At 73.5% G+C, this 18,679-nt stretch carries 20 protein-coding genes; 12 read left to right on the forward strand and 8 right to left on the reverse strand.

Annotated features, from left to right (window positions below):
* The 4 genes from BCD48_RS22030 to BCD48_RS51480 all read right to left on the reverse strand — a co-directional run.
* The coding region (locus tag BCD48_RS22030) for a Na+/H+ antiporter subunit D (RefSeq protein ID WP_241841909.1) at positions 1-1,670 on the reverse strand (1,670 nt) is incomplete at its 3' end.
* Positions 1,667-2,413 (reverse strand): sodium:proton antiporter, encoded by a 747-nt coding sequence (locus BCD48_RS47075; protein WP_241841910.1) that lies wholly within the window; start codon positions 2,411-2,413, stop codon positions 1,667-1,669. The genes BCD48_RS47075 and BCD48_RS22030, both read right to left, overlap by 4 nt.
* On the reverse strand, positions 2,413-5,514 hold the full coding sequence (gene mbhE, locus BCD48_RS22040; RefSeq protein WP_071050293.1) for a hydrogen gas-evolving membrane-bound hydrogenase subunit E: 3,102 nt from the start codon (positions 5,512-5,514) through the stop codon (positions 2,413-2,415). Before mbhE ends, BCD48_RS47075 begins: the two co-directional genes overlap by 1 nt.
* 220 nt (positions 5,515-5,734) lie before the next feature.
* Complete coding sequence (locus tag BCD48_RS51480) at positions 5,735-5,872, reverse strand: hypothetical protein (protein ID WP_157910550.1); 138 nt, start codon at positions 5,870-5,872, stop codon at positions 5,735-5,737.
* 544 nt (positions 5,873-6,416) lie between these two features.
* Between BCD48_RS51480 and BCD48_RS22045 the strand changes: the two genes are divergently transcribed.
* Positions 6,417-6,812: a Zn-ribbon domain-containing OB-fold protein gene (locus BCD48_RS22045; RefSeq protein WP_071050294.1), complete on the forward strand. Its 396-nt coding sequence runs from the start codon at positions 6,417-6,419 to the stop codon at positions 6,810-6,812.
* Positions 6,813-6,948: 136 nt separating this feature from the next.
* Positions 6,949-8,148, forward strand: coding sequence for a thiolase family protein (locus tag BCD48_RS22050; protein WP_071050295.1), 1,200 nt, complete (start codon positions 6,949-6,951; stop codon positions 8,146-8,148).
* 12 nt (positions 8,149-8,160) lie between these two features.
* Here the strand turns inward: BCD48_RS22050 and BCD48_RS22055 are convergent, their stop codons facing one another.
* From BCD48_RS22055 to BCD48_RS22065, 3 genes are all read right to left on the reverse strand, one after another.
* Positions 8,161-8,931 carry a polysaccharide deacetylase family protein gene (locus tag BCD48_RS22055; protein ID WP_071050303.1) on the reverse strand — a complete coding sequence of 257 codons (771 nt, stop codon included), beginning with the start codon at positions 8,929-8,931 and terminating at the stop codon, positions 8,161-8,163.
* A 310-nt stretch (positions 8,932-9,241) separates the two neighbouring features.
* Positions 9,242-9,682: a nitroreductase/quinone reductase family protein gene (locus tag BCD48_RS22060; protein ID WP_312629538.1), complete on the reverse strand. Its 441-nt coding sequence runs from the start codon at positions 9,680-9,682 to the stop codon at positions 9,242-9,244.
* 232 nt (positions 9,683-9,914) lie between these two features.
* Complete coding sequence (locus tag BCD48_RS22065) at positions 9,915-10,814, reverse strand: DUF2071 domain-containing protein (RefSeq protein ID WP_312629506.1); 900 nt, start codon at positions 10,812-10,814, stop codon at positions 9,915-9,917.
* 189 nt (positions 10,815-11,003) lie between these two features.
* Between BCD48_RS22065 and BCD48_RS22070 the strand changes: the two genes are divergently transcribed.
* The 4 genes from BCD48_RS22070 to BCD48_RS56790 are packed head-to-tail and all read left to right on the forward strand — an operon-like array spanning position 11,004 to position 13,350.
* Positions 11,004-11,843 (forward strand): ABC transporter permease, encoded by an 840-nt coding sequence (locus BCD48_RS22070; protein WP_083419023.1) that lies wholly within the window; start codon positions 11,004-11,006, stop codon positions 11,841-11,843.
* Positions 11,844-11,846: 3 nt separating this feature from the next.
* Positions 11,847-12,767 (forward strand): ABC transporter permease, encoded by a 921-nt coding sequence (locus BCD48_RS22075; protein ID WP_312629503.1) that lies wholly within the window; start codon positions 11,847-11,849, stop codon positions 12,765-12,767.
* A 3-nt stretch (positions 12,768-12,770) separates the two neighbouring features.
* Positions 12,771-13,082, forward strand: a complete 312-nt coding sequence (locus tag BCD48_RS49510; protein WP_312629501.1) for a hypothetical protein — start codon at positions 12,771-12,773, stop codon at positions 13,080-13,082.
* Positions 13,027-13,350 carry a hypothetical protein gene (locus BCD48_RS56790; protein WP_071050297.1) on the forward strand — a complete coding sequence of 108 codons (324 nt, stop codon included), beginning with the start codon at positions 13,027-13,029 and terminating at the stop codon, positions 13,348-13,350. The genes BCD48_RS49510 and BCD48_RS56790 overlap by 56 nt, the downstream gene beginning before the upstream one ends.
* Positions 13,351-13,390: 40 nt before the next feature.
* Here BCD48_RS56790 and BCD48_RS22085 read toward each other — a convergent pair whose 3' ends face one another.
* Complete coding sequence (locus tag BCD48_RS22085) at positions 13,391-13,993, reverse strand: TetR/AcrR family transcriptional regulator (protein ID WP_071050298.1); 603 nt, start codon at positions 13,991-13,993, stop codon at positions 13,391-13,393.
* Between the two features lie 74 nt (positions 13,994-14,067).
* On the opposite strand from BCD48_RS22085, the gene BCD48_RS22090 reads away from it, so the two are divergent.
* From BCD48_RS22090 to BCD48_RS22110, 6 genes are all read left to right on the forward strand, one after another.
* A complete protein-coding gene (locus BCD48_RS22090; protein WP_071050299.1) occupies positions 14,068-14,895 on the forward strand; it encodes a class I SAM-dependent methyltransferase in 828 nt (275 codons plus the stop codon).
* Positions 14,896-15,125: 230 nt separating this feature from the next.
* On the forward strand, positions 15,126-15,260 hold the full coding sequence (locus BCD48_RS54980) for a hypothetical protein (RefSeq protein WP_274536565.1): 135 nt from the start codon (positions 15,126-15,128) through the stop codon (positions 15,258-15,260).
* 118 nt (positions 15,261-15,378) lie between these two features.
* Complete coding sequence (locus BCD48_RS22095) at positions 15,379-16,239, forward strand: hypothetical protein (RefSeq protein WP_071050300.1); 861 nt, start codon at positions 15,379-15,381, stop codon at positions 16,237-16,239.
* Positions 16,240-16,589: 350 nt separating this feature from the next.
* Positions 16,590-17,963 (forward strand): hypothetical protein, encoded by a 1,374-nt coding sequence (locus BCD48_RS22100; protein WP_071050301.1) that lies wholly within the window; start codon positions 16,590-16,592, stop codon positions 17,961-17,963.
* 133 nt (positions 17,964-18,096) lie between these two features.
* A complete protein-coding gene (locus BCD48_RS52425) occupies positions 18,097-18,276 on the forward strand; it encodes a hypothetical protein (RefSeq protein WP_071050302.1) in 180 nt (59 codons plus the stop codon).
* A 2-nt stretch (positions 18,277-18,278) separates the two neighbouring features.
* Positions 18,279-18,679: ATP-binding cassette domain-containing protein (locus BCD48_RS22110; RefSeq protein WP_116271622.1), on the forward strand; the 401-nt coding region annotated here is incomplete at its 3' end.

An 18,679-nucleotide genomic window follows, 5' to 3' on the forward strand; every position in this document is an offset into this window, starting at 1 on the left:
ATGGCGAGGCCGTTTCCTCGGGCCGCGCCTCGCCCGACGGGGAGGTCCTGGGCGGGGAGGATGCCCCGCCCGCCGGCGGTTCCGTGGCGGACGGGGTCCCGGCCCGGCTCGCCGCCGAGGACGGCGTGCTCGTAGACCGACGGGGCGAGCAGGTCGGCGGCGGCGCGGGTGGTCAGGCCGGACAGAGGCCCGGCGAGCACCGGGAACGCGAGGCCCACGGCGACCAGGCCGGCGGTGGCGACGATCATCGGGCGACTGACCGTCTCGGTGCCGACGACGAGGAGGTCGTCGGGCTCCGGGTCGGGGTGCGCAGGCCGGGGGCGTCGCCAGAACGCGCTCACCCAGACGCGTGCCATCACGTAGAGCGTCAGCAGGCTGGTGACGAGCATCGCGGCGACGGCGACATACACCCCGGTCCGGAACGCGCCGGTTCCGGGGCCGGACGCGGCGCCCGCCCGGGAGCCGGCCTGCAGGAGAGCGAGCTTGGCGATGAAGCCGGACAGCGGCGGCACGCCGGACAGACCCAGCGCTGGGATCGCGAACAGCACCGCGACGACTGGCACGGCGGTGGCCAGGCCGCCGGTGCGCCTTGGCATCGACGTGCCGGCGTACCGGGTGATCAGCCCGCTGGCCAGGAACAGCGTCGCCTGCACCACGATGTGGTGAACCATGTAGAGGATCACGCCGGACAGGCCGATCACGGTGAACAGCGACAGCCCGAACAGCATGAACCCGATGTGGCTGACCAGCAGGAACGACAGCGACCGGTTCAGGTTCTCCTGGGCGAGGGCTCCGAGTGCGCCGACCAGCAGCGTCGCGACCGCGGCGGCCAGCAGCAGCGGCCAGGTCCCGCGGTGTGGGAAGGCCAGGGTGTGGGTGCGCACGATCGCGTAGACGCCGACCTTGGTCAGCAGCGCGGCCAGGACCGCGGTGATCGGCGCCGGCGCGGTGGGGTAGCTGTCCGGCAGCCAGAAGTGCAGCGGGACCACGGCTGCCTTGATGCTGAACACGACCAGCACCAGCAGGCCGAGCGCCGCCCGCAACGCCGCTGGCAGGCTCGGCATCGTCGCCGCGAGCCCCACGAAGCTGACCGTTCCCGTCGACGCGTACACCAGCGCCAGCGTGGTCAGGAACAGCAGCGACGAGGTCAGGCTGACGATCACGTATGTCATGCCCGCCTGGACCCGCTCCGCGGTAGTCCCGAGCGTGATCAGGACATATGACGAGACCAGCATGACCTCGAACGCGACGAACAGGTTGAACAGGTCGGCGGTCAGGTAGGCGAGCGCCACGCCGGCGACCAGCGTCAGATAGCAGGCGTTGAAGATCGTGCTGTTGCCGTCGGCCCGCTCGTCGACGATGCCCTGGCCGACGGCGTAGCCGAGTACCGCCAGCGTCACCACCGCCGAGGTGAGCAGGAGCAGCGCGGCGAGCCGGTCCGCGACCAGGGTGAGCCCGATCTGCGCCGGCCAGTCGCCCAGGTGCGCGACCGTCGGGCCGCCGGTGTCGGCGGCGGCGAGCAGCACGGCCGCGTCGGCCGCGACCGCCGCGACGACGGCGAGCGCCAGCACCCGCTGCGCCTGGAGGTGGAAACGCAGCAGCAGCGTCCCGGCCGCGGCGAGCAGCGGCCCGACCACCGGCAGCACGACCAGCACATCCGGCGCGGTCATCCCGGCTCCCCGCCCGGCGGCTCCCCGCCGGGACCGTCCGGGCCGTGGGCGTCCGGGCGGTGGGCGCCTGGGCCGCGCGCGTCCGGATCGAGGGAGTCCGGATCGGGGGTGTCCGAAGCGCCGAGGTCCGGGCCGGTGCCGCTCGGGTCGGCCGGGCGGCGGCGGTCGTTGTGGGGCTGGCGATGCCGTGGCGCGTGCGGGCGCGGCAGGGACAGGTGCGGGAAGTGGTAGGCGAACTGGGCCTCCAGGCGCTCCTCCAGCGCGGTGATCCGGTGGTCCTCGACGTCGTCGCGGACCTCGGTGTTGCCGAGCAGGGTCCAGGCCCGGTAGGCGAGCGCCAGCAGGAACGTCGTGAGCGCGAACGTGATGACGATCGACGTGAGCGCCATTGCCTGCGGCAGCGGGTCGGACATCTCGTCCGGCGGCACCGAGCCGGACATCGCGGGACGTCCGCTCTTCCCGCCGACCAGCAACAGGAGCAGGTTGGTCGCGTGGCCGAGCAGCACGATGCCGACGAGCACGCGCAGCAGCCCGCGCTGCAGCAGCAGGAAGGTCCCGGCCGCGTAGAGACCGGAGACGACGGCCACGGACGTCAGGTTCAGCACGGTGTGGCCCGGCGGCGCCGTCACGGCGGGCGGCGCCGAGGCCGCCGCCACGGCGGCCAGCCGCGCCGGCGCGGCGACCATGTCGGGAACCGCCGCGACGGCCCGGCTGGCGACCATGGCCGCGACCGCCGGCGTCATCACGCGTCGCCCGGGCCGGGGCCCGGGCCCGTCGCGGCGTCGGGCGGCGATCCCGGCGAACGGCCCGGATGTGCCCGCGGCGCGCGGTCGGACCCGACGCTCCGGTCCCCGGAGGCCGGACCGGGCCCGGCCCCGCTCTCCTTCTCGATCCCGACGCCCAGGGTGCGCAGCAGCTCGAGCACGACGCCGACGACCACCAGGTAGACGCCGACGTCGAAGAACAGGCTCGTCGCCAGCTCCACGTGCCCGAGTACCGGCAGGTGCGCCTCGGCGACGTAGCTTCGCAGCACCGCGCCGCCGAAGGGCACCGGCGCGAGCGCCGCGCACGTGGCGACGGCGAGCCCCGCGCCGATCACCACGGACGGCTGGACCGGGACCGCCGCGCCGACCCGGTCGCGGCTGCCGGCGACGTAGCGCAGCACGAAGGCCAGGCCCGCGACCAGTCCGCCGGCGAATCCACCTCCGGTCCGGGAGTGGCCGGCGAACAGCAGATAGATCGAGAAGACGAGCACGACCGGGAACACCGCCCGGGCGGTCACCTCCATGAGTACCGACCGGGTCGACGTGCGGCCGCCGCCTGGCGGGTAGACCCAGCCAAACTCGCCGGCTCCGTTCAGCCAGCGTTCGTCGGAGCCGGCGTCGTCCTGTCCGCGCCTGTCCTGTCCGCGCCCGTCCGGCCCGCCGGCTCCTCGGACACCCCCACGTGGGCGGCGGGTACCTGGGGCGCGGGCCAGCAGCAGGCCGGTGACGCCGAGCGCGGCGACCGCCAGGACCGTGATCTCGCCCAGCGTGTCGAGAGCACGGAAGTCAATGATGATTGCGTTGACGACGTTCGTCGCACCGGTCTGCGACGGCGACCGGGCAACGTACTCCTGGCTCGCGAGGCCCCACTCGGGATGGACGTCCGCGACGGTGACCGCGAACGCGCCGACGAACAGGCCGACGGCCACCGAGATCAGGACCCGTGGCCAGCGCGGCACCCCGGTCCGGCCCATGGTGGAGAACCGGTCCGGCATGCGGCGCAGCACGAAGACGAACGCGATCAGGGACAGCGACTCGACGAGGAACTGGGCGAGCGCCAGGTCGGGCGCGCCCTCGACGAGGAACAGCGCGCCGCACCCGTACCCGACCCCGCCGAGGAGCACCGCCGTCGTCAGCCGCCTGCGGGCGCGCAGCACGGTGGCGGCCGAGGCGAGCACGACCACGGCCAGCGCCGGCTGGATGGGGTAGTCCCAGCGCGGGAGGCCCGTCGGCCACCCGAGGCCGCGCACCAGCGCCGCCCCCGGCACGACCAGGGCGACGATCATGATCGTCGCCAGGTACATCGGGAGCGACCCGACCTGCGTGCGCGCCGTGACCGCGAGCGCGAGCCGCCCCACGCCCGTGACCGTCCACTCGTACCCCCGCTGCGCGTCGAGCAGGCCCTTCACCCGAGCCCAGGCGCCCGCCGCCGGCGGCTCCGGCGCCGCGGACGGCTCCGGCCCCGGGTGCCTCGGCTCGCCCCCCGCCGGCCTGGCCCGGGCGGCCGTCAGCCGGGCCTCGGCGATGACGACGGCGACGCCGGCCGCGACGGCGATCGCGGTCAGCAGCAGGGCCGCTCCGACCCCGTGCCACAGCGCCAGGTGGTAGGCGGCGACGCCGCCTGAGGGCAGTGTGTCCGCGTAACCAGCGACGAACTCGTCCACGGCGGGCGCCGCGATGCCCAGGCCGAGCCCGGCGGCGGCGAGCAGGACGACGGGGCCGGTGAACGCCGGGCTCGCCGGCCGCCAGCCGCTCGGCGCGACGTCCGGCTTGGTCGCGAACGCCCCCCACAGGAAGCGGATCGTGTAGCCCATCGTGAGCGAGGCGCCGACGACCATGACCGCGAGCAGCACTGCCTGGCCGGCGCCCGGCCCGTGCCAGAGGCCCTCGAGGGCCGCCTCCTTGCCGAGGAAGCCCACCGTCGGCGGGAGCGCCGCCATCGACGCCCCCGCCAGCACCGCCGCCGTCAGCAGCACCGGCGCGCGCCGGCCGACGCCGGACAGCGTCCGCAGGTCACGCCCGCCGGCCCGGTGGTCGACGACCCCGACGACCATGAACAGCGCGGCCTTGAACAGCGCGTGCGCGAGGATCAGCGTCACGCCGGCGAGCGCGGCGGTCCGCCCGCCCAGGCCGACGAGCGCGGTGAGCATCCCGAGCTGGCTGACGGTCCCGAACGCGAGCAGCTGTTTCAGGTCGGTCGCCGCCAGCGCCCGCAGCCCGCCGATCAGCATGGTCACCGCGCCGAGCACCGCCGCCGGAACCGTCCAGACGTGCGCGTACCCGCCGGCGGCGGCGAACGCGGGCGTGAGGGTCGCGACGAGGAACACGCCGGCCTTCACCATCGCCGCCGCGTGCAGGTAGGCGCTCACCGGCGTCGGTGCGACCATCGCGGCCGGCAGCCACGGGTGGAACGGCGCCTGCGCCGACTTCGTCGCCGCCCCGAGCAGGATCAACGGCGCCGCCGCGGCCGCGAGGCCGCCGGCCGGCGGCGGGTGGGCGAGGATCCCCGAGATCCGGTACGTCCCGGCCGTCTCGCCGAGCAGCACGAACCCGAACAGCATCGCCAGCCCACCGAGCGTGGTGACCAGCAACGCCTGCACCGCCGAGCGCCGCGCGGCCGGCGCCACCCCGTCCCCACCGATCAGGACGAACGAGAAGACGGTCGTCAGCTCCCAGAAGACATACAGCGTGAGCAGGTCGTCGGCGATCACCAGGCCGAGCATCGATCCGGCGAAGGCGAGCAGCGCGCTCGCCGACCGGCCGAACCCGCCGGCGTCGTGCGCGTGGTACCAGCGGGCGAAGCACAGGACGAGCGCGCCCACACCGGTCACGAGCAGCGCCATCAGCAGCGCCAGCGGGTCCAGCCGGAACGTCACCTCCAGGCGCAGCGCCGGCGCCCAGCGCAGAACCGTCTCGGGCCGGCCGCCGGCCGCCACGCCGCCGAGCCGCGCGACCAGCAGCCAGCAGAAGACGGCGGCGGGTACGACGGCGGCGAGCAGGTACACCCGGGCACCGAGCCGGCGGGCGGCGATCGGCAGTAGCGCCGCGACCCCCAGGTGCGCGGCGACGGCAGCTGGCATCGGCGGCTGTTCGCCGGCTACGGCAGCCGGCGCCCGGCCTGGCCGTCACGCCAGCCGCGCCCCCAGCCGACCGCCATCAGCCCACCTGTCCCGTGCCCGCCGCCCTGGCCATCACTGTCAGGCCGCCAGCTTCGCGCGGCAGATCCATCCCGCTCGGCAGCCGGCGAGGTCGGGCGTTTCGTGACCGGCGGGACAAAGGCGGAGCGCGCCGCAGGCTGGGTCAGCCGATGAGGAGGGTGATGGTGTGGCCCGCAGGGCTGGTGGTCGTGGTGATGGTGGTGCGTTCGTCGATGGCGGGGGCGGCGGCGCCGGGTGGCGCCGGCGCGGATGAGGCGGCGGGTTGCTGCTGGTTCGGCATGGCTCGACGTTAAGGCGCCGGATCGACCGAAAGGCCCGTCCGGCCCGTGAGATTCATCGAGATATATCGTTAGCGGTGCCGGCGGATGGCCGCGGATGGCGTGGCGTGGGACGAGTTGTCGTATTCGCCTGGCGTCGCTGGTCGCGCCCCGGTTCGCTTGTCTCGTCGCTGGGTTCGATATATGAACTTTAAGGTGACGTTGGCGAGGAAGCCGGGTCCCCGAGGCGTCGCGGGCCTGGCGAGGGCCGGGCCGAAGCCCATCGCGGGCGCGCGGGGCAGCGGCGCGGGTGCCGAGAGCCCGGGCGTAGCGGTTGCTGGTGGCGGCGAACGGGTGGTATGCCGGGATTAGAACCCGGTTTCCCCCTCGCCGCCGCGGACGAAGGGGCCGCACCGCCGCGCGTGACCGGCACGGCGCGGCCGTGGCCGGCCACCTGCCCGCCTCACCGCCCGACCGCCCGACCGCCCGACGTCTCGCGGCTGGCCCCGGCCGGGGCCAGCCAGCTGTCCCACCCCATCGGGGCCGTACCGCCTAGGAGCGCCGACCGTGCCGCAGCCGATCCCCTTCGTCGAATACCTGGTTCTCGGCGACAGCCCCCACCTGGTCGCGAACGAGTGCACCGCCTGCGGGGCACGGTTCTTCGACCGGCGCAACGCCTGCGCGAACTGCTTCGCCACTGGGTTCCGCAAGGTCGACATCGCGACCGAGGGCGAGGTGCGCGCCTTCACGATCGTCTCGCTGGCCGCGCCCGGCATCCCGGTGCCGTTCGTCTCGGCGACCGTCGACTGCGCCGGGACCAGCGTCCGCGCCAACCTGATCAACATCGACCCGACTCCCGAGGCCGTGCACGTCGGCATGAAGGTGCGCCTGGCGCTGCAGCCGGTCGGCGCCGACGGCAGCGGCGTCGAGGCCGTCAACTTCGGCTTCGAGCCCCAGCGCTGACCCGGCCCGCCGCCCACGCGAGCCGGCCCGGCCACCTCCCCGCGGCCGGGACGAGACGCCTCGCGCGGGCCGCGGCCACGGCGGCACCGCCGCCCCACGGACCTTCCATCCACCACGAAGAAGCGGAGCGGCGGACATGGCAAGCGACGACGTCTGGATCCTCGGCATCACCATGACGAAGTTCGGCAAGCACCCCACCAAGGACGTCATCGACCTCGCGGCCGAGGCGACCATGGGCGCGCTCGCCGACGCCGGGGTCACCATGCGTGAGATGGGCCTCCTGGCCTTCGGCAGCCTCATGGGCCGGGCCTCCGGGCAGATGCTGCAGAAGCAGGTCGGCCAGACCGGCATCCCGGTCTACAACGTGTCGAACGCGTGCGCGACCGGCGCGACCGCGCTGCGCGTCTGCCACATGGCGATCCGCGCCGGCGACGCCGACTTCGGCCTGGCCGTCGGCGTGGAGAAGCTCGCGGGCGCCGGCCTGCTCGCCGGCGGCAGCCGCGGCGATGACTCGAAGAACTGGACGCCCAGCGGCCGGTTCGGCGCGGTCGGCCCGATCGACGGCCGGATCGGCACCGAGACCATGCCCGGCGTGTTCGCCCAGATCGGGCTCGAGTACGGGCACAAATACGGCGGCACGAGCTTCGAGCTGTTCGCCAAGATCTCCGAGAAGAACCACGCCCACTCGACGCTGAACCCGCTCGCCGCCTACTCGAAGCGGTTCACGCTCGACCAGATCATGAACGACGTCATGATCGCCTACCCGAACACCCGGCCGATGTGCTCGGCGAACTGCGACGGAGCCGCGGCGGCCGTCCTCGTCTCCGACGCCAAGCTGAAGACGCTCTCCCTGGAACAGCAGCGCCGCGCGGTGAAGGTCTCCGCCTCCGTCCTCACGACTGACCCGTGGGAGGAGGCCTGCCAGGTGCTGCCGAACGTGAACACACTGACCCGGCAGGCCGCGACGCAGGCCTACGAGAAGGCCGGCATCGGCCCGGAGGACCTGGACCTGGTCGAGCTGCACGACTGCTTCGCCACCGCCGAGCTGGTCCACTACGACAACCTGATGCTGTGCCCGGAGGGCGGCGCGGTCGACTTCTTCAACTCCGGCGCCACCTGGCGGGACGGCAAGACGCCGGTCAACGTCTCCGGCGGCCTGGAGTCGAAGGGCCACCCGATCGCCGCCACCGGTATCGCCAACGTCTGGGAGGTCGCCACCCACCTGCGCGGCGAGGCCGGCGACCGCCAGCTCCCGGACGCCAGGGTCGGCCTAGCGCACGTGATCGGCCTCGGCAACGCCTGCGGCGTCCACATCCTCGAGCGCGCCGCCGCTTAACGTCTCCGCTGGCTACGACGCGAGGCGCCCTCCGTCCGGACCGGGAACCCGAACGGACGGAGGGCAGGGCCGCAGGCCGAAATGCTCACCCAGCGGGCCGACGCGCAGGCCGCGTGCGGCGCACTCGTCGAGCAGGCCGGGCAGCGCGCCCAGCGCGGAGCGCCACGCCTGGGGGACCGACGTGCAGTCGGAGTCGTGCAGCAGCACGGTGCCGCCGCCCGCCAGGCCCTCGCGGACCGTGGCCAGCACCGACTCCGGGGTCGCCCCGCCCCGCCAGTCCCGTCCCCAGGCGGTCCACAGCACCGGCCGCAGCCCCAGGCGCCTCGCCGCGGCGAGCGCCCCCGTGCTGAGCACCCCGTACGGCGGGCGGAAGAACACCGGCTGGCACCCGGTGACATCGACGATGAGGTCCCTGGTCCGCGCGAAGTCGTCGTAGAGCGCCGACGGGGTGCGCAGGAGGGTGTAGCGGTGCTGCCAGCCGTGGACGGCGACCTCGTGGCCGGCGGTGACCAGCTCCCGGCCCAGCGACGGCGAACGGGCAAGCATCGAGCCCAGCAGGAAGAAGGTCGCCCGGGTGCCCGCCGCGGCCAGCGCGTCCAGGAACCGGGGGGTCGAAGCCGGGTCCGGTCCGTCGTCGAACGTCAGGGCCACATGGTCCTGACGGCCGAGACCGGCAAGCCCGGGCGTCAGCCGCGTCCGCACGGCCGGCCAGGACGTGACCGCGGGACCCGCGTAGCCCACCGCGGCGGCGCCGAGCACCGCCCCGGCGACGCCCCCCAGCATGCGCGGGCCGCCTCGGCGGAGACCCGGGCGGCCCGGACGGAGGCCCGCCCGCCCGCCGGCCCGTTCGGTACCGCCTTCCACGAGCACGATCCCCCCTCGCCGCAGGGGTTAGGAGAGACCTCCCGCCCAGGACGTGTGCGCTCGGCCTGACGATTGTCTCGCCCAGGTGGGACGCCACCGCAAGGCGGACGGCCCCCAGGTAACGGTTGCTCCGGTATGACCGGTACCGCGGGCACGTCACCGCGGTCGCCTCCTGACCAGAGGCCGTTGGACCAGCCGGCGGGGCGGCGTGCGACTGGCGGGTGTGGCGCTACTGGTCGGCGCGTTCGACGACGACCAGCGGGATCTCGCGCTCGGTCATCGTCTGGTGGGCTGCCATCCGCTCGTTGAAGTCGGCGAGCGCGGTGAGCAGCCGGGCCCGCTCGTCGCCGCTGGCGATGCTCGCCGTCGCCTGGTAGCGGTCGATGCCGTCCGATCCGGGCAGCTCGACGGTGACCGACGGGTTCGCCGCCAGGTTGGCGTACCAGTCCGGGTGCTTCGGCGCCGCCATGTTCGACGCCCACAGCACGAGCCGGTCCGGGCCGTCGGTGAAGAAGGCGAGCGGTGTGGTGTGCTCGCTGCCGCCGCGCGCACCGACGGTCGTGAGCAGCAGCACGCGCGACCCCTTCAGCATCCCGTCGCTGAGCTCTCCGCCGTTCGCGCGGAAGTCGGTGACGACCGACCGGTTGAACTCCCGCATGTCGCTTGGCATCGTCACGGCTTTCTCCTCGATCGACGGTGATCTGACCGCGCCGGACGCGTCCAGGGCCGGGGCAACGGCTGGGTAGGTGCGCTGTATGCGGCGACAGCACATCACATGGAGCACGTACCCCCGCCGCCGGCTCACCGTTGCCGGCCAGCGGCCTTTCCGGGCGGTAACCGTGCGCTGCCGGCGGGAACGCACGGGCCCACCCGTGGCCGGCGGGAACGGATCGGCCGGATGCTCAGCTCTCCGGGCGGCCGATGCGGACGTCGACGCCCGGCGAGTAGTGCGCGAGCGGCGGGCCGGCCGGGGCCCGCAGGCCGGCGGCGGCCACCAGCCCGTCGTCGAGGCCGAGCAGCTCGACGCGGTGCAGCGGCCAGGGACGGTGCCAGGCGCGGGCCGTGCGCGGCGGGCCCGAGCGGACCGGGCTGAACAGGCGGAACCGGGCCGTCAGGAAATGGTCGCGGGCGTCCAGCTCGGCGTCCGGGATGCGTTCGCCCGGCCGGACCACCACCCGGCTCGCGACCCCGCGCGGGCCGGGCCAGCGCCGCCGGCAGGTGTAGGTCGTCGTGCCGCCGTCGACGCCCGGGCCGGCCGCTTCGACCAGCCGCATCGATGACCAGAAGTACGGCAGCCGGTAGGAGGTCCGGGCGACGGCGACCGCGCCCGACCGCGCCGCGTCCAGCGAGAAGAACCAGATCCCCGGGCGGCCCCGCTCGTCACGGGCATATGTGCGCACGTTGGTCTCCGGAAAGAAGCCGACCCAGGGCGCGGCCAGGTCGCGCCGGCCGGTCCGCACCTGCATGAAGAACGGCACCAGGCTCACCCAGGCCGTCCCGTCGCACGTCTCGGCCTCCAGGCCCGCCGGCAGCAGGCGCTGGACGGCGTCCGCCTCGTAGGGCCAGTGCAGGAACGTCAGCCGCTCCCATCGCTGCCGCATGACGGGCCGCTCGACCGTGAACGGGCAGGTCCCCGCCGCCGTGTCACCCGCCGCGCCCCGGACACCGGCCGCCGGCACGGGCGGGCCGGACCGGCCGACGGAGCCGGCGGGCCCGGAGCCAGCCAGCCCGGAGCCGCCCAGGCCTGGCGGTGGGACGGCGTCGCCACCAGTCGCGGCCCCGGACCAGTCGTGAACGCTCATAGGTCCCATCGTCGCTCCCATCGTCGGGTACCTGCGGCGACGGGACCACAGGAACGACACGGGTCCTGGATGGTTTCGCCACACCGGGCCTCGCCCGCGTTCTACGGTCGATGTCGCGACCTTCCGGCGCCGCCGGCTCGGGGACCATGCGACGCCGGGCGTGGCCGGGACGGGGGAGGTGGCCGGCTGGTGACCGTCGTCGCCGCGGCGCGTCCGGCGGGCGTCCTGGCCGAGCTGCGCACCTGGGCGGCGGTCGCGGCGGCGAGCGCGCGGGCGAACGTCGCCTACCGGGCGACGGTCGCCGCGTCCGTGCTGTCGAACGTGACGCTGACCGTGCTGCGCGGGTACCTGGCGCTGGCGGTGTGGGAGGCCCGGCCGGGGCTCGCGGGCTACGACACGCAGCGGGCGGTCACGTTCGTCGTGCTCGGGCAGGCGCTGATGACGACGTTCGCCGCGTTCGGCGGCATGATCGACGTGCCGTGGCGGGTGGAGAACGGCGGGATCGTCATCGACGTGGCGAGGCCGTTCGGGTTCCTGCGCTGGTGGCTCGCGCGGGAGATCGGACGGGCGGCGGTGTTCCTGGTCAGCCGCGCCGTGCCGGCGGGGGCCGTGGGGCTCGCGCTGTTCGGGGTCGCCCCGCCCGCGTCGAGCGCCGCCGCGGCCGGGTTCGCCGGGAGCCTGACGCTCGCGCTGCTGGTCAGCTTCGGGATCCGCTACCTGGTCGCGCTCACCGCGTTCTGGGTCACCGACGCGCGCGGGACGCTCGCGGTCTCGTCGCTGACGATGACGTTCTTCTCCGGCGCGGTGCTGCCGCTGACCATCTTTCCCGGCGCCTTCGGCGAGGTCGCGAGGGTGCTGCCGTTCGGCGCGATCGTGCAGGTCCCGATGGACATCTACCTGCGCCCGGCCGGCGGGACGGGGATCGGCGAGGCGCTGGCGTTCCAGGCGGCGTGGGCGCTTGTCCTGCTGGCCGCGAGCGGCCTGGTCACCCGCCTCGCGCTGCGCCGCGTCGTCACGCAGGGCGGCTGACCGGTGGCCACCAGAGAGGCAGGCCCGGCCGGCGGGGTCCGCCGAGCCCGGGGGGTCCGCGGTGTCTGGGGGGTCGGCGGGTCCTGGGGAGCTGGCAGGGTCCGGAGGACCCGCGGGCTGCTGCGGGCGGAGGCGCGGGCCTACGTGCTGCTCGTGCGGGTCGCGTTCCGGGAGGCGGCGCAGTACCGGACGTCGCTCGCGCTGCGCTCGCTCACCGAGGCCGCGGCGACCGTGCTCGACCTCGCCGCGATCGGGATCGTCTTCGCCCACCTGCCCGCTCTCGAGGGGTTCTCGCTGGCCGAGGTGGCGTTCCTCTACGGCACGTCGGCGCTCGCGTTCGCGCTCGCCGAGGCGTTCGTCGGCCCGGTCGACCGGCTGGGCTGGCACATCCGCGACGGCCGGTTCGACGTCGTGCTGATCCGCCCGGTCAGCGTGCTGGTCCAGACGGCGACGATGGCGTTCTCCCCACAGCGCGTCGCCCGGGCGGCCCAGCCGGCGGTGATCGTCGTCGTGAGCTGCCTCGCTCTGCACGTCCGCTGGACGCCGGACCGGGTCCTGCTGGTGCCGGCGATGGTCCTGTGCGGCGCGGTGCTCGCCGCGAGCGCCTTCGTCGCGACGGCCGCGGTGCTGTTCGTCGCCCCGGACGCGACGGTCGCCGTCGCGGCGAGCACCCAGGGCTCGGCGCTTGCCGCCCGTTACCCGATGACGGTCTACGGCCACCACCTGGCGGTGCTGCTCACTGTCGTGCTGCCCATCGGGTTCGTGAGCTGGCTGCCGGCGCTGCACGTCCTGTCCCGGGCCGACCCGCTCGGCCTGCCGACGGCGCTGCGTTTCGCCTCGCCGCTGGTCGCGGCCGTCTCGGCCGGCCTGGCCGCGCTAGCCTGGCGGGCCGGGGTGCGGCGCTACCGGAGCACGGGGAGCTGACCCATGACCGACCTGGTGGCCGGCCCCGGCGGGGCTGGCGGTGGCGAGGCCGGCGGCGGTGGCCACGCGCGGCCGCCCGTCGTCATCGAGGTGTCCGGGGCGACGAAGACCTTCGTCCAGCGCCGGCGGATCGCCGGGCAGCGGCTGCGACGCGAGCGGGTGGACGTCCACGCGGTGCGGGACGTGTCGTTCACCGTGCGCCGGGGAGATCATCGGTTACCTGGGCCCGAACGGCGCCGGGAAGAGCACGACGATCAAGATGCTGATCGGGGTGCTCACGCCGAGCGCGGGCCGGCTGCGGGTCGCCGGGCTTGACCCGGCCCGCCAGCGGATCGCGCTCGCCCGCCGGATCGACGTCGTGTTCGGTCAGCGAGGGTCGGAACGATGTGGCCGGTGGCGCAGCATGATCGTAGCTGGCACCCTCGACGAGGACCCGAAGCTGAGCCGGGCACGCACCGCGTTCCAGGACGCCTGGGACGTCCTGCGCATCGTCCTCGAAGACCTTGCCGAGTGGACGGACGCGGACCGTCTGCCCGCAGGCGACCGATCTCCAGACAGACGGTGCTCAGCGCGCTGCCGGTGATGTGGCGGGGGTCGTGGTGCCTGCCCTGCGTGCTCGACGGTTAGCGTGGCCGCCGTTGCGCTACGTCGGCGAGCACGGTTGTCACAAACTTGTTGACGGTTGCTGTGGTCGGCGGGCCGAGGTCGCGGTCTGAGAACAGGAGATGCCCACCACCGACCAGGGAGAGGGTGAGTGAGTCGATGTCGGCGTCAGCCGCGATGCGGCCCAGGGCGCGCTCCTCGGACAGGTAAGCGGAGACCGCGGTGGTGGCCTGGGCGAGGATCGCGGTGCCGCCTCCGGGCCTGGCTTGCCGCAGCCGCGCGCGCAGCTCGTCCCGGAAGGTGATGAGCGGGATGATCGCCACCGGAACTGGTCCGAACAGAGCGGTCAGCGCGGCGGTGAGGTTGTCGGCTACCGTGCCGCTGCCGGCGGACTCGCACAGCGCACTCGCCTGCGCCTCAAGCTGCGCGGCCCGGTCGAGTACCAGGTCGGTTAGGAAGGCGTCGAAGTCGGTGAAGTGCCGATGCAGGACGCCTTTGGCGCAGCCCGCCTCGTCAGTGACGGCCCGGCTGGTCAGCCCGCCTGGCCCGTCCCGCAACAGCACGCGTTCGGCAGCGTCGAACAGCTGCTGCCGCGCGTCGCGCAAATGCATTCCAGTCGGCAACCCACAGATCCTCTCGAGATGTCAACCAGACGGCACCAATTGTCAGATGGGCGCATGCCCACTAAGGTGGGCGCATGCCCACTCTACCGCGAGAGCGACCGGAACCACCCCCAGCGGAGTCGCATCAGGCCCGGGCGATGGCCGAGTCGTTCGGTACGGACGCGCAACGCTACGACCGGGCCCGGCCCAGTTACCCCGACGCGTTGGTGGCGCGGATCGTCGCCGGCGGCCCCGGGCCTGACGTGCTCGACGTGGGCTGTGGCACCGGCATCGCGGCCCGCCAGTTCCAGGCCGCCGGCTGCGCCGTGCTCGGCGTCGAGCCGGATGCGCGGATGGCCGATTTCGCTCGCGCTCGCGGCCTTCAGGTCGAGGTGGTGACCTTCGAAGCCTGGCAGGCGGCCGGCCGGAGGTTCGACACGGTAATCGCCGCCCAGTCGTGGCACTGGGTGGATCCGGTTGCCGGCGCGGTCAAGGCGGCCCAGGTGCTGCGTCCGGACGGGCGGCTGGCGATCTTCGGGCACGTGTTCGAGCCGCCCCCCGAGGTGGCCGAGCCGTTCGCCGCCGCCTACCGGAGGGTGGTGCCAGACTCGCCGTTCAGCAATCAACCGGCTCGACGTCCGCTCGACATGTACCAGGCAATGTACGCCAGGATCGCTGACAAGATCCGCGAGACCGAACAGTTCAACGACCCGGAACAGTGGCGTTTCGACTGGGAGCAGTCCTACACGCGTGACCAGTGGCTGGACCTGCTCCCCACCACCGGCGGCCTCACTCAACTTCAACCCGACCAGCTGGCCGAGATACTGGACGCGGTCGGAGGCGCCATCGACTCGCTCGGCGGACGCTTCACGATGGAGTACACCACCCTGGCGGCCACCGCCGTACGCGCCGCCACATCCTGACTCACCTGAAGTAGACGTAGCTCGGCGGCGCGGGAGAATCGGTGGATGAGCCCGGACGTCGTCATCGAGGTCGACCGGGTGCGCAAGACGTTCGTGCAGCGCCGGCGGATCGACGGGCGGCGGCTGCCGCGCGAGCGGGTGGACATCCACCCGCTTGCTTGAAGGGTGCATGCCCGCCCCAGACCCGCGTCCCTCACCCGGACCGCCGCTGTGACTGCGGTCCGGGCCGGGTGACCGAACTCGACACCGTCATCCGCGCCACCGAAGCTGCCGGTACTCCCGTCGCCGCCGTCATCGCCTTCCAGGCCGGCACGCAAATCTGTAAGGCAGGAGTTCCGGCGAAACTTCTGCTCTCAAGGCTTTAGGCGAACCATCATGCCAATGTCACTCCATACGGCCGCGAAGGCAAAGTTACGACGTCCGAATATGGCGAGCGTTCCCCGGTTTTGTCATTTCCGTCCACATTCGCCTAAGGTGGGCGGCATGCCGAGCGGGGAACACGAGTCGACCATCGAGGCCTTCGAGCAGTTTCCGGAACTTCCGGTCTGGCTGCTGGAGCGGCATTACGGCGTCAAGGTGCGCGGGTTCCACCACGCCGTACAACTGCCCACGGAGGTCCGCCAGCTGGTTCCAGCCACCTACCACGCCGACGCGATGGCGCTGTACTGCGACGCGGCCAACCGTCCACTGCTGGCCGCCGTTCTGGAGGTCCAGCGCACCTGGGACGCACGGAAGCGGTGGCGGTGGAAGGAGTACATCTGCCACCTGGAGAAGGAGAAACGGGTCAGCGCCGCGCTGGTGGTGTACTGTCCGCGTCCCGCGGTCGCCCGGCGCTACCGGCGGCTGTTCGAGACCGAGGGCGTCAGCCTGCGGCTGCGCCCGTTCATCTTCACCCCCGACGACGTGCCCCTCGTCGTCGATCCGGGCCAGGCCAGGACCGACCCCGCGGTCGCCCTGCTCTCCATGCTCTGGCACCGCACGAAGGCGCGGCAGGCCTTCCCTGCGCTGGCTGAAGGCATGCAGACGCTCAGCCCCGAGATGGGCGAGAAGTATCATGAGATCGTCCTGGCCGGGCTGCCCGAGGCGCTCAGGTCACTCTGGGAGGACTATATGGCCACAATGGTCGACCGCGAGTACCGCAGCAAGATCTTCCGTGACCTCCAGGCCAGAGGCAAGGCCGAGGGCAAGGTTGAAGCCCTTCTGACCATCCTGGAGATCCGCCGTGTGCACGTGCCCGACGACGCCCGCGAACGCATCCGCGCCTGCACCGACCTCGACCAGCTCGGCATCTGGCTCCGCCGCGCCGTCACCGCCACCACCCTCGACGACGTCATCCGCGAGTAGTCGCGACGCATCCACCGCCCCCTGGACCGGCCAACCTCCGCGAACCGCCGTCTTGAGGCCCGCGACGGGTCGGTGACCACGGCGCACAGGCCAGGTTCGCACGTCTGCCCCGGAGGCAAAGCCGGCTGGTTTGTCCGGGTGCGGGCCGTAGATCTCCCGGGCGCGGTACGACACGCGGGCGGGTGTTCGCCCCGGGACCGCCGGTATCCGGGCGGTCCGTCTGACAATGCTGACTGATCACGGCCGGACGCCCGCTCGGGGAGCGCTCCCGAGCATGCCCTGGCACGGCCGGGAGACCCGGTCGGCGCCGTGCCGGCACGGGGAGGTTGCGAGCGGCACGGGGGCGCTGCGTGGCGATCGAGAACCGGCTGGCCGGGAGCAGGGCCCGGACTGTGGCCGTGGCCGCGGTCCTGCTGGCGGTCGGCGGCGGTCTGACGGCCTGCGGCGGCAGGCACCACCGCGACGACGGCGGCACGCCGCGCGCCGCGACGGTCACCGACACTGGCGTGCGCCTGGCCAGCAACAGCCCGCTGCCCTGGCGGGTGCGCGCCGAGCCCCAGGCGACGCTCGACCCCGTCGCCGAGCTCGACGTCACGAAGGCCCTTATCCTCGCCGGCTACCAGAACCTGGTGACGAACAGGCCGTACGCCGAGGGCCTGCTCGTCCCGGGCGGTTCGCTGACCTACCGGTTCCCCGCGGTCGCGCTGCCCGGGCACTTGGAGCTGCAGGCCGACGTCGGCACTCAGCTGGCCCTGAACTTCGCGTTCGCCGCCGACTTCGTCGCCGACCTGTTCGGCCTCGACCTGGGGTTGCTGGAGCGCGCGGACGCGGTGGGATGTCTGGAGGAGGCCGCCCGCGACGTCGGGACGGGCACCTCGCCGTCGGTGAACGGAATAGCGGCGATCGGCCGCGCGATGCTCGCCTGCGGCAGGCTGGTCGAGGCCAGTCCCGTCGTCGCCGCTGCGATGACGGTCGCCACCGCGGGCGTCGCCACCGTCGCGGCCGGCCTGGAGGGCGCCGTGCGCGCCGCGACCGGCACCGACCGGGTGAGCATCCCGATCACGGTGGCCCGGCCGGCGGACCCCTGCCCCGCCGCGGCCGGGAAGTGTCTCGGCGTCCGGTCGGGCGACGTGGACGGCGACGGCCGCGCCGACCAGGTCGGGCTGACGTTCCGGGAGCCGACCGTCGGTTCGCCCCCCTCCAACCTGCACAGCACGCTCGGCGTGCACGCGGTGCTCGCGTCGACCGGGCAGCGCCACGACGTGACGGCCGACGCCGTCAGCATCGACGTCCGCTGGCTCGGGCTGAGCGACGTCGACGGGGACGGCCGCGTCGAGGTGTTCGTCGTGGTGGGCGGAGGGGCCCACAGCCAGACGGCGTCGCCGTTCGAGTTCCGGGACGCAACGATGCGCCCGTCCGTCGGCGACTTGCGGGAGGTCGCCCTGGACGGAGCGATCATCTCATCTGCTGGGATCACCTGCCGCACCGTCGGCGGCGTCGCGCAGGTCACCCAGTGGGGCGCCCACCTGACCACGCCGCCCGATGAGGCGCCGGTCTACCGGGGCACGGAGACCACCTACATCGCGGACGCCGGCCATGTGCCGCGTGCCGGAACGGCTCGCCAGGTCAGCTACACCGGCACCCTCCGAGCCGACGGCGGGCCGCAGGAGCCACGGGAGTTCGCCACCCTCGCCGGCGCCCACTGTCCCGGTCTGAAGTGGTGAGGCCGTTCGTCGTCCTGGGGCAGGCCCTGGTGACGACGTTCGCCGTGTTCGGCGGAGTGATCGACGTGCCGTGGCGGGTGGAGAGGGGCGACATCGTCGTCGACCTGGCCCGGCCGTTCGGCTTCCTGCGCTGGTGGCTGGCCCGCGAGCTGGGGCGGGTGGCGGTGTTCTTCGCCAGCCGGGCGCGGCCCGCCGCGACCGTCTGCCGCTCGCCTTCCGGTTCGCCTCGCCGCTGGTCGCGCTCGTCACCGCCGCCCTCGCGACGCTGGCCCGGCGCGCCGGCGTCCACCGCTATCGAAGCACGGGGAGCTGACGGTGACCGACCAGGACGACTTGGTGATCGAGGTGGCCGGGGCGACGAAGACGTTCGTGCAGCGTCGCCGCGGCGAGCGGCGGCTGCGGCGCGAGCGGGTGGACGTCCATGCCGTGCGCGACGTGTCATTCACCGTGCGGGCCGGGGAGATCATCGGTTACCTGGGCCCGAACGGCGCCGGGAAGAGCACGACGATCAAGATGCTGATCGGGGTGCTGACGCCGAGCGCGGGCCGGCTGCGGGTCGCCGGGCTTGACCCGGCCCGCCAGCGGATCGCGCTCGCCCGCCGGATCGGCGTCGTGTTCGGGCAGCGTTCGACGCTGTGGTGGGACCTGCCGCTGCGTGACAGCTTCGAGCTGGTCCGCCATCTCTACCGGGTGCCGTCCGGCCAGTTCCGCGCGAA

The sequence above is a fragment of the Pseudofrankia coriaricola genome (assembly GCF_001854805.1).
Taxonomy (GTDB): domain Bacteria; phylum Actinomycetota; class Actinomycetes; order Frankiales; family Frankiaceae; genus Pseudofrankia.

Bases quoted from the DNA above. Each gene is read 5' to 3' on its own strand.
- BCD48_RS22065 (WP_312629506.1), bottom strand. From the start codon at position 10,814: ATGAGCGTTCACGACTGGTCCGGGGCCGCGACTGGTGGCGACGCCGTC.
- BCD48_RS49510 (WP_312629501.1), top strand. From the start codon at position 12,771: ATGACCGACCTGGTGGCCGGCCCCGGCGGGGCTGGCGGTGGCGAGGCC.
- BCD48_RS22050 (WP_071050295.1), top strand. From the start codon at position 6,949: ATGGCAAGCGACGACGTCTGGATCCTCGGCATCACCATGACGAAGTTC.
- BCD48_RS22055 (WP_071050303.1), bottom strand. From the start codon at position 8,931: ATGCTGGGGGGCGTCGCCGGGGCGGTGCTCGGCGCCGCCGCGGTGGGC.
- BCD48_RS47075 (WP_241841910.1), bottom strand. From the start codon at position 2,413: ATGACGCCGGCGGTCGCGGCCATGGTCGCCAGCCGGGCCGTCGCGGCG.
- BCD48_RS22090 (WP_071050299.1), top strand. From the start codon at position 14,068: ATGCCCACTCTACCGCGAGAGCGACCGGAACCACCCCCAGCGGAGTCG.
- BCD48_RS22060 (WP_312629538.1), bottom strand. From the start codon at position 9,682: ATGCCAAGCGACATGCGGGAGTTCAACCGGTCGGTCGTCACCGACTTC.
- BCD48_RS51480 (WP_157910550.1), bottom strand. From the start codon at position 5,872: ATGCCGAACCAGCAGCAACCCGCCGCCTCATCCGCGCCGGCGCCACCC.
- BCD48_RS56790 (WP_071050297.1), top strand. From the start codon at position 13,027: ATGCTGATCGGGGTGCTCACGCCGAGCGCGGGCCGGCTGCGGGTCGCC.
- mbhE (WP_071050293.1), bottom strand. From the start codon at position 5,514: ATGCCAGCTGCCGTCGCCGCGCACCTGGGGGTCGCGGCGCTACTGCCG.
- BCD48_RS22095 (WP_071050300.1), top strand. From the start codon at position 15,379: ATGCCGAGCGGGGAACACGAGTCGACCATCGAGGCCTTCGAGCAGTTT.